This window comes from Bradyrhizobium brasilense, assembly GCF_029714345.1.
Classification (GTDB): Bacteria; Pseudomonadota; Alphaproteobacteria; order Rhizobiales; family Xanthobacteraceae; genus Bradyrhizobium; species Bradyrhizobium australafricanum.
Window position 1 is genome coordinate 6,917,351 of the sequence record NZ_CP121669.1, and the last position, 17,364, is coordinate 6,934,714.

General features: G+C 59.8%; 11 protein-coding genes and 1 pseudogene. 7 read left to right on the plus strand and 5 right to left on the minus strand.

The annotated features are described in order from the left end of the window. Positions 1-669: 669 nt before the first annotated feature. Positions 670-2,019 (plus strand): MFS transporter, encoded by a 1,350-nt coding sequence (gene tcuC / locus QA635_RS32205; protein ID WP_283063660.1) that lies wholly within the window; start codon positions 670-672, stop codon positions 2,017-2,019. 1,756 nt (positions 2,020-3,775) lie between these two features. After that, on the plus strand, positions 3,776-5,092 hold the full coding sequence (locus QA635_RS32210) for a DUF3422 domain-containing protein (protein WP_283063661.1): 1,317 nt from the start codon (positions 3,776-3,778) through the stop codon (positions 5,090-5,092). Between the two features lie 244 nt (positions 5,093-5,336). Here QA635_RS32210 and QA635_RS32215 read toward each other — a convergent pair whose 3' ends face one another. After that, positions 5,337-6,179 (minus strand): electron transfer flavoprotein subunit beta/FixA family protein, encoded by an 843-nt coding sequence (locus QA635_RS32215; RefSeq protein ID WP_283063663.1) that lies wholly within the window; start codon positions 6,177-6,179, stop codon positions 5,337-5,339. 761 nt (positions 6,180-6,940) lie between these two features. Between QA635_RS32215 and QA635_RS32225 the strand changes: the two genes are divergently transcribed. Beyond that, positions 6,941-7,246, plus strand: coding sequence for a hypothetical protein (locus QA635_RS32225; protein WP_283063665.1), 306 nt, complete (start codon positions 6,941-6,943; stop codon positions 7,244-7,246). A gap of 82 nt (positions 7,247-7,328) precedes the next feature. On the opposite strand, the gene QA635_RS32230 is transcribed toward QA635_RS32225, so the two are convergent. Together QA635_RS32230 and QA635_RS32235 are read right to left on the minus strand one after the other, a co-directional pair. Then, on the minus strand, positions 7,329-11,822 hold the full coding sequence (locus tag QA635_RS32230) for a hypothetical protein (RefSeq protein WP_283063667.1): 4,494 nt from the start codon (positions 11,820-11,822) through the stop codon (positions 7,329-7,331). Between the two features lie 408 nt (positions 11,823-12,230). Continuing rightward, positions 12,231-12,488: a type II toxin-antitoxin system RelE/ParE family toxin gene (locus tag QA635_RS32235; protein ID WP_283063668.1), complete on the minus strand. Its 258-nt coding sequence runs from the start codon at positions 12,486-12,488 to the stop codon at positions 12,231-12,233. Between the two features lie 85 nt (positions 12,489-12,573). Between QA635_RS32235 and QA635_RS32240 the strand changes: the two are divergent. Both QA635_RS32240 and QA635_RS32245 read left to right on the plus strand, forming a co-directional pair. Next, positions 12,574-12,669: pseudogene (locus QA635_RS32240) on the plus strand (IS481 family transposase); the annotation flags it as partial. 256 nt (positions 12,670-12,925) lie between these two features. Then, positions 12,926-13,054: a hypothetical protein gene (locus QA635_RS32245; protein ID WP_283063670.1), complete on the plus strand. Its 129-nt coding sequence runs from the start codon at positions 12,926-12,928 to the stop codon at positions 13,052-13,054. A gap of 48 nt (positions 13,055-13,102) precedes the next feature. On the opposite strand, the gene QA635_RS32250 is transcribed toward QA635_RS32245, so the two are convergent. Then, the gene (locus QA635_RS32250; protein WP_283063672.1) at positions 13,103-13,348 is read right to left on the minus strand and encodes a hypothetical protein; all 246 of its coding nucleotides are present in this window, start codon (positions 13,346-13,348) and stop codon (positions 13,103-13,105) included. A gap of 150 nt (positions 13,349-13,498) precedes the next feature. Then, positions 13,499-13,891, minus strand: a complete 393-nt coding sequence (locus QA635_RS32255) for a hypothetical protein (RefSeq protein WP_283063674.1) — start codon at positions 13,889-13,891, stop codon at positions 13,499-13,501. Between the two features lie 930 nt (positions 13,892-14,821). Between QA635_RS32255 and QA635_RS41840 the strand changes: the two genes are divergently transcribed. Next, on the plus strand, positions 14,822-14,989 hold the full coding sequence (locus tag QA635_RS41840) for a hypothetical protein (RefSeq protein WP_425249075.1): 168 nt from the start codon (positions 14,822-14,824) through the stop codon (positions 14,987-14,989). Beyond that, complete coding sequence (locus tag QA635_RS32260) at positions 14,919-16,829, plus strand: NEL-type E3 ubiquitin ligase domain-containing protein (RefSeq protein ID WP_283063675.1); 1,911 nt, start codon at positions 14,919-14,921, stop codon at positions 16,827-16,829. The genes QA635_RS41840 and QA635_RS32260 overlap by 71 nt, the downstream gene beginning before the upstream one ends. Positions 16,830-17,364 lie beyond the last annotated feature (535 nt).

Consider the following 17,364-nt stretch of genomic DNA (forward strand, 5'->3'; position numbering starts at 1 on the left):
CGGTTGCTGTTCACTGCCTACTCATCGCATCCCCTGCGGACTTGATTTGGCATTGCCAAGACGAACCACATCCAGCGGGCTCTTCGAGGCCTGCCTGCAATCTACGTGACATTGCGGCTGCCGGCCGAGAGCGATTGTCTCAAGGCAAAGGGACCGCCGCTGCCGTTCGCCCGTCCTGCTTGCACTCGTCCAATATCCTGTATTCCTGCACGCTTGTAGCAATTGCTATGCCAACCTTGCATTACGCGGGCAAATGTCTGAGTACGAACCGTACTCAATGCTAGTGTTTTGAATCTGGCGCGACTTTACGCGCAGTTAGAAGCCGAACAGTGAAGACGCGTTACCGAATCAGCCGACACCATCCGCGGTGGGCACAGAGCTAGTGAAGCGCCAAAGATTGCTCGAACAGATGGCTCATAGGTGATCGAAGCGGAACCTCTTTCGTCTGGAGTAGGCGAGCTTCTGGCGATTGATGTTGGCAGCGCTTGCGTCTCCAGGAACGAATTCAAATTTGTGCACCAATGGAGCTGTCGCCGAAAATAAGCCGAAAAGATCAGGCGCCTTCCGGGTGGTCGGTAATGTCTCTAAGAGAAAATCACGGCCTGATTGCAATTGGGCTGGCGTGAGGTTTTCCGCAACCGGCCATTTCAGACGGGAAGGAAACTCGCTGTGTCACAAACACTCGTTCAGCATGCGACAGTCAAATCGCGCATTAACGCCATTCTCCGTGCGACGAGCGGCAATTTTCTCGAGCAGTTCGACTTTTTCTTATTTGGCTTTTACGCCAGCGCCATTGGGAACGCTTTCTTCCCCTCGGACAACGAAACCGCCTCGTTGCTCAACACCTTTGGCGTGTTCTGGCTGGGTGCCCTAATGCGTCCCGTGGGGGCGATCGTACTGGGAGCCTATATCGACAGGATCGGCCGTCGCCAAGGCCTGATCATCACGCTATCGATCATGGCGGTCGGCACCGTGATTATCGCCTTCTGTCCCAGTTATGCGACAATCGGCATTGCCGCCCCCATCATTGTTCTAGCAGGACGGCTGTTGCAGGGTTTTTCCGCCGGCGTCGAGGTTGGCGGCGTTTCGGTCTATTTGGCGGAGATCGCGAGCCCAGGCAATCGCGGTTTCTATACCTCTTTTCAATCGTCCAGCCAGCAGGTCGCGATCTTTGTCGCAGCGACCGTGGGTTACCTACTGAATGAATCGATGCCACTCGAAGCCATCGCCTCCTGGGGCTGGCGGATTCCTTTTTTTCTCGGCTGCCTTATCATTCCTCTTATCTTTTTCCTTCGTCGGACGCTGGAGGAAACCCCAGAATTTTTGGCGATGAAAAGGCATCCCACGGCGCGCGAGGTCTTTGCCTCGGCGCTAGTCCATTGGCGCACGGTCGTTCTCGGGATGATGATGGCGATCCTGACCACGACGACCTTTTATTTCGTCACCGTCTACACGCCGACGTTCGGCAAGACCGTCTTGAAGCTGTCCAGCCAGGATGCGCTCTTGGTGACTCTCCTGGTCGCCGTGACCAACTTCATCTGGAATCCGATTGGCGGCGCCGTTTCCGACCGTATCGGCCGCAAGCCAGTTCTGCTGACCATTGCCGGCCTTGCGTTGATGACCGCCTATCCGGCTTTGAGTTGGTTGGTAAGCGCCCCCAGTTTCGGCAAGCTGCTTGCGGTGGCGATGATGTTCTCGTTCTACTTTGGCACCTACAGCGGGACCATGCTGGGCGCCCTCGTCGAGATCGTGCCTGCGCATGTGCGCACAACTTGCTTTTCCCTGGCCTTCGCGTTCGCGGCGGCCCTGTTTGGTACGTTTACGCCACTCGTCGCTACTTGGCTCATTGAGCGGACTAATGACAAGGCCTCACCCGGATTCTGGCTGATGTTTGCAGCTGCTCTCGGTATCATCGCGGCGCTCACCATCTATAGGGGAACCCCCAAACCATCGAGAGCTGCGAAGCCTTCGCGGAAATCGCCCGAGGGCGCCTTGGACGTGCAAGCAGCATCTCGCTAGCACGTGATCCTAACCGCTGACGTGTCATGCGGCCTCGGTCGATGCGCGGAGCCAGAGTTCGCTCAGCGCATCGATAGGCGGCTAGGAGCCGCATCGCATGTCCGACATTGTCGGAAACCAGACACGACGCGATGACTGCATATCTGACATTTTACAAGTAAGCCGTTAGAGTGCGGTGATCCGCGTACGCGGCAAATCGCCATCCAACATTGACACCAGGCCTCGGCGACCGCTGGATGTCGGCTGTGAACGTTGGAAAGTCCAGGTCTGGAGACCGCCTTGTGGACGGCGGACGGTTCCATCATCGCGGATGTGCAGCAGGTTGGGTAGCAGCAGCAGGCTGTGATGGACGTTGTCGCCGTCCGGAATCCGTGCCCACGCGACAGCCCAAGCTGTATCGCGGTATAGAACCCCGGCACCATGTGCTCGGATCGATATCGTCCTCAACGTCGCGCCGTCGTCGGCCCGGACCGATCGGGCGCACCCTCGAGGGTGTTACTGATGCCGTTGCGGCGCACGCGAGCGCTGGTAACAAGGCAGAATAGCCGGTGAGCATGGGAGCGCTTATGGCGGCGGGATGCCGATTGACGCGAGCCTGACGCGATCGCATGATGGTCTTCAAGCGGCATCGCCGCTGACGTCATCGAGATGCAGCCTTATGACGCCGTACCCATATCCGGCGACCTGTGCGGTCCGATGGTGCACCATCTTGCACTTTTCAGGCGGGCAGCTTGCGCCGCCGCAGCCTCGTGGTTTGCTCGGACACGATGCGCTCCGGCACATCGGTCAGTGGACTGCAGGTCGACTCATGGATTTTGTCATGTCCAGGAGCGTCGTCGGGCCGCTCAGTTCTCGGCCGCCTTCGCTGCCGCTGAACAAGGCAATGCGTCTTGTAATCGGACGCATGAAACGCTCGACGTTCACCGCCATCAATTCTCTAGGCTGGAGTTGACCGGCCTGCAGGACCGCCCTGTGTCGGATCCCGCTTCTGCTCCGCCATATGCGATAGTCGTCACCGCAGGGGAATGTCTCTGCACCGAAGGCGGATCCGCAACCGCCAATCGGCAGTCTTTGATGACGCTGCTCAATCAAGTACGACAGCCATGTCAGCATTCCGAAATCAGCATCTTCTGATGTCGCGGTTGTTACGAAGGCCGGGCTCAAAGAGCGCAAGCTACGCGGTCGCAATAAGACTAGGATTCCATCTGATGGCGATACAGTTCCAAAGTCCCTTGTGAGGATGGCTGTCCGAATGCAAGCGATTTCCTTGCCGGAGATCCTCCGCTGGCAGTTTCGACAATCACATTACGCGAGAAACACAACCTTTCCGCTACTTCCGTGCTGGCCCATATCCTGCATCGCGCGCAAATGTGAGATAAGAGAGCACCGAAGATGAGAGTCACGTTTGCGCCTTTGCCGTCAATCGACGATACAGCGGCCGGCGTAGAGCCGCCGCCGACGATTAGCAACCTCGTGGAGACGAAAGCGTGTAACTCTTTGCGTTGGCCCCGCCGCTCTTGATTTCGTTCTGGCCTGCGCATCACGCGTTATGTGCGCCAGCACATCGATGTCGAGCGATGTTCGTGCGCGTCCGGTGGCAACCAACACGTTTGGCGCTGGTTTCGCAACTTTGAGCGGCTTCGGATCAACCCGCGACACACGCTATCGCGCGAACAGGCCCTTAGAGTCGAAACCAATGCCACTCGCGCGCTGACACAGATGAATGCGCGCCAATTCTGACACGAGGTGCTTAGACGTGCCCGATAAACTGGATCTTCGAAGTTTCAAGCTACATTCGCAACGCGATGCCGTGCTCAATGAAGTGCATGCGCGCCCGTTTATGCAGCTTGTTCCTCCATTTAAGGTGACCCACTTCGCATTTCTTGCGCAGGGCGATGCGGCCGCAAGCGATCGCCGCGCCTTCGTCACGTTTTGTCGAGAGCGTGACCTTCCAGCTCCGCAGCTCTCAGCGAAACATCACCAAATCGATATCGGGCCCGTTGTGCTCCGCTGGGAGCAGCATGCCGAATTCGCAACCTTTACCTGGATAGCGAATGGCGCGTTCGCTCGACAGAGCGGCGACTCCCAAAGTGCGGTTCACTCCTTGATGCGCGACTTGCGGCAGGAAGGGCAATTGCTGGTCGCAATCAAGCTGGATGTTGAGCAACACGCCTCCCCATTGAGGCGCGCCGAACAACTTTTTGACAAGAGCAGCCTCGCCATGGTCCGCATAAAGGGCGGAGCAAGTGTTATGGCCTCGGATTTTCGCGTCGACGAAAACGGTTTCACCAAAATTCTTGTCTGCGACCTCGGGCTGACGCCGCACAATCTTGGTGCACTGGTGCAGCGGCTACTTGAAGTTGAGACCTATCGTCCGTTGGCGCTGCTCGGTCTGTCGGCCGCTCTTGAGCTTGGTCCATTTGTCGATCGCATTGATAGACGTCTCGGCGAGGTGCTCGAAGAAATGCAAGGCGCGGAGGGATTGAAGCTCAACAACCATCTGCTTGCCGAACTGACCGCGTTGGCCGCCTCTTTCGAGCGAGGCGCGACCGGAAGCCTGTTTCGCTTCGGCGCCAGCAGAGCTTATTACGAGCTAGTCCAATCCCGACTATCCATCATCGAAGGCAGTGAGATCACGGACTATCCGACATGGTCGTCGTTCCTGGCGCGCCGAATGGCGCCTGCGATGCGAACTTGCGAGACGACTAAGGATCGTGAGGTAACTCTGTCGGTCAAGTTGGCGCGCGCCGCCGATCTGTTGCGAACCCGTGTCGACGTTGAAATCGAACAGCAGAACCGCGACCTATTGCACGCTATCAATGAACGCACCGGACAACAGCTTCGGCTGCAGTGCACGGTGGAGGGATTGTCGGTCGCGGCGATAGGATATTACGTGGTCAGTTTGTTTGGCTACCTTGCCAAGGGAGCGCACGATGTCGGTCTCCATGTAGAACCCTCTTATCTAACCGCGGCGTGCGTGCCGGTCGCAGTCGGGGTGATCTGGCTGGTTAGTTACAATGCACGAAAGCGACACCTCAAGCATCGCGATGGGCCGTCCGTAACGGACAAGTAAGCATCGATTGTAGCTGATTGACAACAGAGCTTGACGGCAGACATGCCCGACCCACGTGGCAACAGTTTTCACCAAGTCGTCGGCGGCCCAAATAGGTGATCGGCGACGGGAGGATTGCGCTTCAGCTCCGCTGAACGTTCGGCACCAGGCTCTACACGCCTCCGCGTATGTCGGTGTGACCGGATGAGAGCCAAACCTTGACGCGTTCAGGACCGTAACGCTTATCGTGGCCAATACTCCCAGGTCAAGCATCGCGGGCTAGCGCCGCAAGATCGGTTTCGAGCTTCGGTTGATGCTTGAAAATAGCATCAATCAACGCCTGCGCTGGTTGCTCGGCGGCCTCAACCAGCGCCGCTTTCTCAGCCCGCGCAGAAGGAGCGAAGACTCGCTTGACGACGGTCGGCGAGCCCTTAAGGCCGCATTTGGAGACGTCCTCGACGCCGGCATCGTGTGCGCTCCATTTCACGATTGGTGCACGCGCAGCACGCAAGGCATCGGCCATCGCGCCGCGCCGAATCTGGCTGGTCCCCTCCAGCATGGTAATGAGACAAGGCAGCCTCGTGTGCAGCACCTGGACACCACCTTCGGAGCGTCGCTCCGCTTCAATTGTACGGGCAGCAAGGTCGAGGGTTTTGATTTTGGCGACGTAGGTCAGCTGCAGCACACCCAGCCGTTTTGCGATGCCGGGCCCAACCTGCGCGGTATCGCCGTCGATGGTCTGCTTGCCGGTAAAGATGAGGTCTGGCGCGCCATATTCCTTGCCAATTTTTCGGATGGCGGTTGCCAGTGCATACGTTGTGGCCAGGGTGTCGGAGCCCGCAAAGCAGCGATCGGTGAGCAGTACGGCGCGATCGGCGCCAAAGGTCAGCGCTTTCCGCAAGGAATCTTCCGCCGATTGCGGCCCCATTGTCAGCACGGTTGTTTCGCCGCCGAACCGGTCGCGCAGTTCGAGAGCGGCCTCGAGCGCGAAGAGGTCATATGGGTTAATGATCGTCGGCACACCCTGACGCATGATCGTATTGGTCACGGGGTGCACGCGGATCTGCGCAGAGTCCGGAACCTGTTTAATGCAGACGACAATGTGCACTGAGTTGCTCCAAAGGTTGCGGTAGCTGCGAAGAGAACAGCAAGTGTTGTACCACAGCGCCCGATTTTGGAATCTGTTAGCCGCCACAGAGGCTTAGATAGGTAGATCGCCCCTCCAGCCCGGTGTTCTGGACGAACGAATATCGACACCCGTCGCAACTGCGACAGCGCCATTCCATTCCGTCCGACCACGGCGCGGAGCCGTGAGCTTGCAAGGCCCGCATCGCGACCTCCTGCGCAATTCAAGCTGCAGGTCCGGGCGCGCTCCGGAACGGCGCCAGTGTCGACGAGATCAAGGCGGCCTGCTTCGCGCGACGGCATATTGCGGCATTCCTGCAGCTCTTGAGCGGTTCAAGGCAGCACAGGAGATCCTAAGGACGGAGCACTGCCAAACGAGCGATGAGGTTGCTTATGCAGATCCCGATCGCGCCAACGGGAGCCACCTGCTCAACTGCTCCCCATGAGCCTCGATCTGCTGATTCAGGCGACCCCACAGCCTTTGATGTTGGCGGGAGCCGCTCCAGAAAAAGACCATCAGCCCAAGCTTGGATCAGCCCTCAGTCGCTCTTGGAGTACCTGCCGGTCCGCGACGAGTTCGTCGAGGTGCATCGGCTCGTGCTCTGGCCGCTCTCCTTGCGCTAATCGCCCAACCAGCGCCCGCGTGGCGTCCACCACAAATACTCCGCAATCATCACCGGTCTGTTGCCAGACCATGCCGGCTGGCTCCAGTCGAGCGCGTAGCCCTTCTGCGAGGTTTGCTGCATGGGTATGATTGCGGCCCTCGGCGGAGTCGTAGTGATAGGCCACCGGCCCTTCCGGCGCGTGGCGATCAAGGAGCAGCAGCGACCAATGGCGGCCGCCCCATCGCCCTCATCATCGTTCACTGGCAGAAAAAAGGAAGCGGGCGGTATCGTTACCATTGCGGTCATTGACGATCCCTTGCAAGTTTTCCAGGAGGACGTCCTCGTTCAGGGTCCTGCGCAGCACATGAGCTGTCGCGGGATCCACGAACCCCATTCGGGCTGCCAGATCCGGATTGTCTCTCTGCAACTCCTGCTCCAGAAGTAATCCGCCCCGATATAATCGTCGCCCAGCCATTCCATGTCGCCGAGCATCCGCCCGCTGCGGCCGCGAGACGAGGCTGGCGGGCCTAGGGCCCGATCTGAGCATCGGACGGCTTGCTCGGTAACCGCGCATAATGCGCATCATCGCGTAGCTCGTGCGGTGTGGACGGAGACTGAACCTGCACAGGTAAGGATGGCGCTGCTTGCGAGGTCGGCCACATGCTCCAGTCAAAGTCGAGCGGCATCTGCGGCGACCAGGTTGAGGTGGACCCGGCAGGTTCCTGCTGACCAGCTTGGACGCTATCCTGCTGCTGCTCAAGGGGAATCAGCCCGGACCATGGTGGGCCGTTTTCCGCAACCAAAAGCAGATCCTGATTGTCACCAGCCGCAACGAGCTCCTCTGGCCAACTGAACCTCTGGGGCACACTGGGCTGCGCTACGTCATCCTCGATGCCCCTCGCGCGGACAATGATCGGCGCGATTCCGCCCGGCGAGAGGGAAGCCCGGACACGATCGAGTGCTGTCAAAATGATCTGCCTCGGACTTTTGTCGAACGCCGCGGCATCTACATTCAACGACTCATCGTTGAGCCGAGCAGCGATCCCCGGCTTGTTGTTTGCAAATAGCCACCGGCTGAATCTGCGCAGAGGACGAACATAGTTTACCTTGGCGGTGATCTCCTCGTATCCCGCGTTGATGAGTGCCTGCTCAAGCCCCGAAACAAGGGACGCATCCTCGGAATGAAGGGGGGAAGGAATGCGTTTACTCGCTCCGCCCCGAAGATGGGCCAGTGCGGCACCGATGGCTCTGTGACCTCCGGCCTCCTCCCTATAGCGCTTGGCATCTTCGTCCAGTTCATCCAGCGAGGTGTCGTCAAGCTGAGCAGCAATACTTGGTTTGTTGTTTTCACGCAGGTAGTGACTAAAATCGATGAGGAAGCTCGCATAACTGTTGGCCGTATTTGAAGTGCCCATTTTCGCGGCTTGCGCTTTGTACCCCCTGATGAGGGCCTCATCCTCGAGGTAAGGAGACAGGTTAGTGATGGATACATGCTCGTTTGGCACGAGGTTATTCAGTTCAAGTGCATCCAACACCTCGTCCGCGTTCTGCTGGTGGTCATGGCGCCAGTTCAAGGAAAAGCAGGCTTCTCCCGGAACCGGCGCCGGGTGATGGCGCGCCGCTGGCTCGAGAGACAACTGATCTTCATCCTCCGCGGCGAGAGCCTCTGGCCAGCTTAAAACTCCCTGCGGCAGATCCGGACTAGCGCCGCCCGAAGGCAGTTCCTCTGGCCAACTAAAAGCTCCCACCGACGCGCTGTACTGCGCGGCGGCGCCGCCGCCCTCCGCGCGGCCTGGGATCGGCACGATTTCGGCCGGCACCTTGAAACTGGTCCCCAGGTCAGCGCGGGATCTGCGACGAGAAGCCGCCCTGTATTTGGGGGCGCTCTCAACTGCCCTTTCCTCGATAAATGCGCCCTCAAGCTCCGAAGTAAGAGGCGCATCTTCGGAAGGCAGAGGGCGGTCGCTGCGATCTGCCAAAACTCCAATTGTCTGACCTTGCTGCAGCGCGGAGGCGCCCGGCATTGCCACGCCGCCTCCATCATACGACGCTGCAGTGCCTTCGTGCCCACTCGTCTGCATCAAGGGTCGGGCCTCCCTCAGTGATGCCCCCGCTTCCGCTTCTTGTGTGGAGGCCTGCAGCAGGCGAACGTCTGAATTATCTTTCTCGCTCGGCCGCCGCTCAGCGGCGACGCCTTGCGGATCGTCCAGGCTCCTCTGCCTCTTCGCCGGTCTCGACCCCGCTGCGTCACACTCATCGTTGACGAGGCTCCCCTCACTGGGCTGGAAATCGCTTCCGCGAACCTCTTTCGCTCGGGTGCCGGGAGGCGAGCTTCGCAGGCGAGCCAGTGCGCCGGCGATATTCGGGTGACTGCCGCGCTCTTTCCGATAGACCTTGACATCTCTATCAAGCGCCTCGTTGAAAAGCCGAGTAGCAATACCCGCCTTGTTGTTTCTTCGCAGGTAATCACTGAAACTGCTAAGAGCGGTTGTATATTTGTATACGGTTTTGCGGTCTTTGACGTCGATGGTCTCTTTGTACTCTTTGATGATGGCCGCGTCGTCGGGATAGGGATGCAGGTCAGCGCGGCTTGCAATCGGCGCACCTCCGCCTTCCGACTGGGAGGCCCGCAGATGACCTAATGCTGTAAGAACGGACCTGTTCGGTGTCTTGTCGAACGCCTTGACATCTTCATCCAGCGACTCGTGGTTGAGCCGGGCAGCAATTTCCGGCTTGTTGTTTTTAAGGAGCCATCGCCCCAACCTGAGAAGCGCGTTGACATTGTCCGTGATAGTGCGCGCCTTGAACATGCGCTTGATGAGCGCCGGCTTTAGCTGCTCGATAAGGGACGCATCCCGTGAATAAAGAGGGTCCCCGATGAGACCAACAAAAGCCCAAGGTGACTGGCCCGGCTGCAGTGCCGGCGCGCCGGCTGTGCCTCCCTCCTGCGACGACGGGGTGTATTCATGCCTCACCTGCACGATGGGCTGAGCCTCTCGTGGCGATGCGCCGACTTGCCCAGTTGGCTTGAGCGTAGATGAGAGGCCGGCCTCGTCGATCATCTCCGAAGCGAAATTCTGATTGTGCACCTCCGCAGGTAGGACCTCGGCCCGGCTGAGAGCTGCCTGCGCTGCGCCGCGTCGCGCGGTCGCGTCCCCAACCTGTCTCGGCTCCATCAGCATCGCGTCTTCGGGATCAGGAACGGGTGAAATCTGGCGATCGAGCGCCATCGCTCGGGCGGCCGCTGGCGATTTAAGGAAATGAGCCAATGCAGTACGGATCTTCCGTTTACCACCGGAGCTCTTATAGCCCTCGACATCCTTATCCAGTTCATGCAGCGATCTGTCGGAAAGCCGAGCGGCAATGCCCGGCTTTCCGTTTTTGCGCATATAGTCACCCAAATCGGTAAGAAGAGTCGCATAGCTCTCGACGCTATCTTGTGTGATCCCCTCCGCAGGCGCTGTCTTGTACGATTTGATCAACGCAGCGTCGTCGCGATAAGGCTTCAGGACGGCGCGTCTTATGATCGGCGGCGCTACGTATGCCGGCCGGGCGGCGGCCCGGAGATGAGCTACTGCCGTAACGAGGGACGAGGGACCTCCGGTCCTCTCGAATTCCTCGACATCCTGAGTTAGCGACTCCTCGTGAAGCCGAGCAGCAATGCTCGGCCTGTTGTTCGCAAAGAGCCAACGAGCCAAGTTGAGCAGATGCTCTCCATTGGACCCATCGGTGGCCTCCTCAAGCCCAAGGATGAGAGATGCGTCATCGGAATAAAGAGGGCGCGTGCTGTCACCGACGTACACCTCTGTCGACTGATCCGGCTGCAACACGGACGCGTTCAGCGTCGACCCACCACCTTCGGCATGCGACGCTGAGGTGCATTCGTCTGCACCTCCCTGCATAATGGGCGGCGTCTCCCTTGGCGATGCATCCACTTGTGCGGTTGCCTCGAGAGGCGACGACGGGCCTGCGTCGTCCATCATCGCGAAAGGCACATCGTCATCGCGACCTTCCGCACGGAGGACCTTTGGCCAGCTGACAGCTCCTTCCGACACGCTGTGCTGCGCGGTGGCGCTCCCGCCGCGCGCCGGCTCGATCAGGGCCGCGTCTTCAGAAGATGGACCGGGTGGGATATGCCGCTCGACTTCTTCCACCACTCGGGCGCCCGCGCGCGACCTTCGCAGCTGAGTCAGTGCGGAGCCAATCTTCGGGTCGCGACCGGGCATGTTCTTATAGCCGTCGACATCTTTGTCCAGCGACTTGTCGGAAAGCCGAGCAGCGATGCCCGGTTTGTTCTTTTCCCGTAGGTAGTCACTGAACCTGCTGAGAGCAGTCGCATAGTTCTGGGCGGTATGTGTCGCCGCTTCGTCTTTGTACTCTTTGATGAGAGCTGCATCTCGAGGATAGGGATTCAACTCGACGAGGCCTGCGATCGGCACGATTCCGCCCGCGGACTCGGAGGTCCGCAGATGATCTAATGCCGTATGAACCTTCTTGGTCCCGCCGTTTCTTATGAACTCCTGGACATCGCCGATCAGCGATTGGTTATCAAGCCGAGCGGCAATAGACCCCCTGTTGTTTTCAAAGAGCCAGCGGTCGAGGGTGAGAAGATTACTTACATTATTCTCGGCCGTGCGCTTCGCAGCCCCTCCCTTAATGAGCGCGACCCCAAGGCTTGAAATGAGGGGTGCATCGTCGGAATAGACGGGGCGGTTGCTGCGACCTACCAAAACCCCGGTTGACTGACCCGGCTGTGCCGAAGGGCCCGGCCCACCGCCTCGACCATGCGGCGCTGAGGTGTGTTCGTCCCCACTCGCCGGCATGAGGGGCTGAGCCTCCGATGGCGATACACCCAGTTGATGGGTCGGCGCCTGCGTCAGCACGCGACCGCCTGAACTTTCGGTCTCGCTCAGCTGCCGCTCGAAGACCGCCGCATCAGCGGACGGAGCCGCCGATGAGCTCTCTTGCGCGCCCGCGTTGCCCGATTTTTGATCCACCGAGTTGGTTAAGGAAAAATCCATAGGTTCTCACTTTCGCAAATTTGGCCCGTTTGAACCTGAGCTTGGATCTGCGACGCAGGCGAGGCCGAACAACGGGAGCGATCGAGGTTTCAGCTGAGAGGCTATTTCTCGACGTCGGCCCCGCAACAAACTTGCCTTTACCCCGGACTGGCCGCCGCCAAGCAACCATGAGCAAACGCGCACGCTGATGTTTCTTTTGGTGCGATCGGCAGTCGTCCAGGGAGCCCCACTCATTTGGTTAGGTAGGAAAGCTGTCGAGAAGCTGACGACGACGCTCATCGACGTTGCGCCACCTGAAATGTTCCTAAATGCTAAGCCCTTGCTTCAGTAATTTGCTGGCGAGCGGGGCTGCGCGTGCGATAACGAGGCAAGTCCTGCAATCCGAAGACTCAAGGCCGCCGCAGATACTCAGATCCCATCGTAAAATCGTAAATGCGATTGTGTGATGGCTGACAAAGCAAAGCCCTCAGTCGAGATCCTTCGGCGCGATATCGCGAGCACCATGCAGCACCCGTACGATCTCGACACGTTTTGAAATGCTTCGTAGAACAGTACGTGGTTGCCGACAGTAAAGCTCCGAATTTTCATCCCCAGCTCGGGCCGCTGGCGGCCCGCCGGCGGATTCTCGGCAAGCATCTGAAAGTCATTGCCGATACGATCGAGCAAGCGATCCGCGGCCGCGGTGTTATCCGATGCGATGAAGAGCCAGCTCCTCCAGGTCGGTCTCGGCCTGGGGCCGCCTGGTGAGATTATCCCCCATCTGACGCGGTCATCCTTGCACCGTTGCCTGCAACGCCATGGAATCAGCCGCCCGCCCGAAGCCGTCGGTGCCAAGCCTGCCAAGCAGGGACGGGACCGTTGGGGACACAGCACGGTCACGTTTCGGAGGAGCTGGCGCGCCGGCCCTGAGCGTCGGTTCCTCTTTTGGACCTTGTGTGAGTTAGGCAACAGTCGTCCCTCGGCGTACCTGTTAAAGAAATGACGTTGGGGAATTTCAGGGCCCTAGCGCTGGGAATGACAGGGCGCCGCCGGGACAAACCATTTCGGGCCCGGCGGCGTAATTTTTGAGATTTAACGCGCTGACGCGCGAGAGGCGTCTCGAGATGTCTGGCGACAAGATTGCTGCAAAGACCGTGCTGCTCGCACTGGCCATCGGCATTGCAGTATGGGCAACCACGGGAGCGCCCGAGCCGGCCACAAATTCGCCGTTGCACGTCGCCACCAAGCGATGAGGCCCTACGGGGCTTGGGAGGATTGGGCGCGGTCGCTTTAGGTCGGCGTCATTCGAGCGGTAGAGTAAGCGCCGGCAGCGGCCTATTGCCCTGCTCGCAACCTGTTCGCCCCTTGAGCGGTAGAACTGGCGTTGAGGCATCCGCGGCAGTCCCGCCCATGAAATGGGTCAGATTAACGCCCGATGACCACTCCACATAACCAACAGCCGAAAAGGCAACCGCTCCCACGATGAGAATACTGAGCACTGAAGCGGCGGCTGCCGACGCCAAGCTTTGGCTGCTGAAAAACGGCATCACGATTCTCCGACACCGAGCTGCCACCCGCTCGTGCATTAGGCCAACTCGCGATGATCGAGTGTGAACCGCCTCACATTTCACGGGCAGTTGATGCCGAGGCCGGACCGCCGATGCCAGTTCACGGCCGGCGGGCCAATTTTCGTTGATTCAGATCCTGGCCGCGGCCCAGTCGGGCAGACGATCCGGAAGCGGCTTGTCGAGCAGGCCGGCGACAAGCACGCCGAAGGCCCCGCCTTCGATGGCCCCTTCAGTGAACTCGACGTTTCCGTCCCATTCGAGATGGAGGACCGCTGAGGCCGTCGCCCGCATTCCCTCGATGGTCGTGGCGCGCATTGTAATCATTCGCAGCTGACTCATGGCGTCCTCAAAGGCTTCTTCGGCCGCGGTATCGTCAACACCGATCTGGTAAAGCCGGAGAGTCTCCTCGCTGGCGGCATCGAGGAGGCACGATATTTCCACGAAGCGGCGTCCTTGCTCGATCAGTTCGGCTCGAGATGTTTGGGCGGCAAGGGTGACGCCCGTCCGTGTTCTCCACCGCAAAAAGCCTGTCCGAGCGGGAGTACCTAGGACCGTTCCGGGGCAGCGTTCTGCCGTTAGCAGGCCTACCTGCCGATCAGCTGACGAGTGTCGCTGCAGAACCTCAGGGGCGCTCGTGGCCACGGGTTGAGCGAAGCAATCCAGATACCACTGAGCCCGTCATAAGCAATCGAATGAAGCTCTGCTTTCCAGCATGCCGTCGCCCACGCAACTGTTTGAGCGGTTCTAGTCTGCGGCACGATCGAGTGGAAATACCGTTCGCAGATGGAAGCATAATGAATGCATATGGACGGCGACTCCGGACCAACGGAAGACCGCGCAAGAAAGGAGTAAGGCGATGGATACGGCAGACAACGCCGACGCGGTGACCACTTGCGCATGTACTGTGATGCACCGAAGATCGATATCCCGAGGCTTTCCTCAAATGAAGGTGGATGGCTTTCCACTGGCGGATAGGCTGGTCGCGGCGAGAATTCGCCATATTCCAGCTATCGGCGGGAGGCAGACCTGCTTGATCTCCTTCATGCCAAAACGGCGTCGGCAAATCTCGCACCCAGCTTTGAGTCCCACGACTCTGGGTCGACAAATTGTGCTGGGGGCCCGGGTCGATCCGCCGCAACCGCCCCTTGCCCACTGCTCAGACCGTATTTGAAGTTGCTCCCGATTGGCGCGTGCTAGTCTTTGAACATGGCGGATAACCTGACGCTCGTCAGCTTATCGACAGCTGAGCTTCCTAGCGTACGCCTCTATTGACGGCCGCCTTGTTTGACGGAGGCAAGCGCTGCAGGTCCTAGGGGTCATCCTAGGAGAAGCGCTATGACGATTTCGCGGGCAGAGGTGATCACATCGGTGGAGCGGCGGCGTCGGTGGTCCGCGAGATGAGAAGGAAAGCTAGTTGCAGCATCGCTCGAGCCCGGAGCAACTGTTTCCGAGGTGGCTCGCATGGCCGGCCTTCATGTGAGCCAGCTGTTCAGGTGGCGCAAAGAGCTTGAGCCGCCTAATCGGTTGAGACAAGACATTATGGAGTTCAATGAATACAGAACGGGCCCAGCCTCGCGCCGGCATACCTTCCGAATCCGAAAGCACCGTGCCAACGTCTAGGGTCGCCGGGCAGTCCCCTTCATGCCTGACCCAGTGGGCGTCAGCCCTGACGCGGTGGGCGACAGGAGCGGCCGCCGCCGACCTCGTCTCGTCGCAGGACCGCGTCCTGGCGACCTGGGCGGCGGAAGAGGGGCAGGGCGAAGACGAGAATCGGCAAGAGGGGGTCAACCGGACGAGGGCATGGCGGGACGAAGGTGATGTCGGAGACGAGCTGAATTTGTCGTCATTGTCCCTGACCGCCTTGCCAGCCTCACTCTTGCCCAGGCTCCGGACCCTCAATGTCATCGGCAACCAGTTGAGCAGCCTGCCGGCCCGGCTTCCGGGTGGACTCCGGGACCTCTACGCCTCTGACAACCGGCTGACCAGTCTGCCCGCCCTTCCGAGCAGGCTCCGGCACCTCCACCTCATGGCCAACGAGCTTTCCAGCCTGCCGGCAGAGCTGCCATCCAGGCTCCGCAGCTTGACTGTCGATAGCAACCAGCTGACCGATCTGCCCGCCCTTCCGGCAACGATCGAGGAGTTCTCCGCCAGCAATAACCAGCTGACCAGTCTGCCCGACCTTCCAGCCAGGCTCCGCCGCCTGGACGTCAGCGAAAATCAGCTGACCAGCCTGCCGCATCTTCCAGCAAGGCTGCGGTACCTGGACGCAGGCGACAACCAGCTGACAAGCCTGCCCGGCATTCCGGCCAGACTTCGATACCTGGACGTCAGCGAAAATCAGCTGACCAATCTGCCAGAGACACTCCCGGTCGGCCTTGAAATGCTCGGCGCCAGCAATAATCAGCTGACCGTCCTGCCCGCGACCGTGCTGACGCAGCTCGGCAGCGCGTCCAGCATCGACGTGCGATCTAATCCGATACCGGGCCCAGTGCTGGCCGATTTGGCGTCAGCCACGCGTGGCCCGGATTATGCCGGCCCGCAGGTCTTGCTGTCGATGCCGCTACAACCGGTGGAACATCAGCCGCCACTCCTGCACGAGGTTGTCGCGGACTGGCTCGCGGACGAGCCCGGCGCAATGGCCGCTTGGCAGGGCTTCGCCGAAGAGCCGGGTGCGCGGGACTTCGCACTCTTTCTCGAAAGGCTCGCGGGCACCGTGAACTATGGTCATCAGGCGTTCCGCGACCAGGTGGCCGAGAATCTGCTACAGGCCGCGATGAGGCCGCGGCTGCGCGAGCAGTATTTCGAACTGGCCAATGGAGCGACTGCGTCCTGCGAGGACCGCATCACTTTGACTTGGAACGGTATGCAGACCGCACGCCTGAATGCTGATGTCAAGGATGGGCTTTATGACAGTCAGCTCGACAAACTGCTCCAACACGGCCGTGTCATGTTTCGTTTGGAGGCGCTTGACAATATCGCGCGCAAGACGGTCCGCGCGCTCCGTCGTGCCGACCCGGAGGCCAATATCGACGAGATCGAGGTCTATCTTGCCTATCAGACCCAGCTACGGGATCGGCTGGAACTGCGCCACATCGCCCCTGATATGCGCTTCTTGAACCTTTCTGACGTCACGGCGGACGACGTTGCCAGGGCTGAGACGTCGGTGCGGGAACAGGAAGCGGCGGGTTTCGCGGATTTTCTGGCAACGCGCTGGGAGCCTTGGGAGACGGTGGTGAGGCGGATCGCCCCCGATGATCATGCCGCAATGCGGGACCGGCTTGCCGATGCGATGGAAGATGAGTTTCCGACGCGCTTGAACGAACGGCTCGCGGAGCCTGGCCTGACGGATGATGTCGATGCCCGGCGGGAGGTCGGAGCCCAGATCCTCAACGAAATCGCCTGCGAGATCAAAGGCGAGCTGATGCATAAGGTTCTCCGGGCGCACGGCCTCGAGCCCTGATCGATGCGATAGCCGCTCCAATCGTGCAGTCTTGTTGGTCGTTACGGGACGAGCGATTGTTCAGGTTGAATGGATGCGTGCAGCTGCCGTCTGATGACCACCTCCGACCATTTCAGCGTGTTGTTCGCTCGCCGGCCGTACCTAGGAAACCCGCAATTCTAAAAGGTCATTGCTCGCCTGGATTTCGGCGAACAGACCATGTTCGTCGGTGCAAGGCTGTGTCAGGTCACGACTGGCATAGCCTGGGTTGAACTTGATCACGTGCAGGATACTTCGACAGCGCGGCCAATGCCGCCTCATGATTCGCTCATGTCGTGGCCGATGTCGCTCGCCGCCACCGGGATAAGACTTCATCCAGATCCCGTTTGTGACCGCGAGCGGAGCGCGCTGGCGGATCGGGAGCGCAGAACGCCTTGCCGAATCTCCGTTCCCATCGGCTCAAGATTCCATAGCTCACTCAACGCCAAGCGCCGCCGGCATTCGTCGACAATGCGCAAGCCGGAAACACAACCCCGCCCGAGCGCGAGCAGCTACG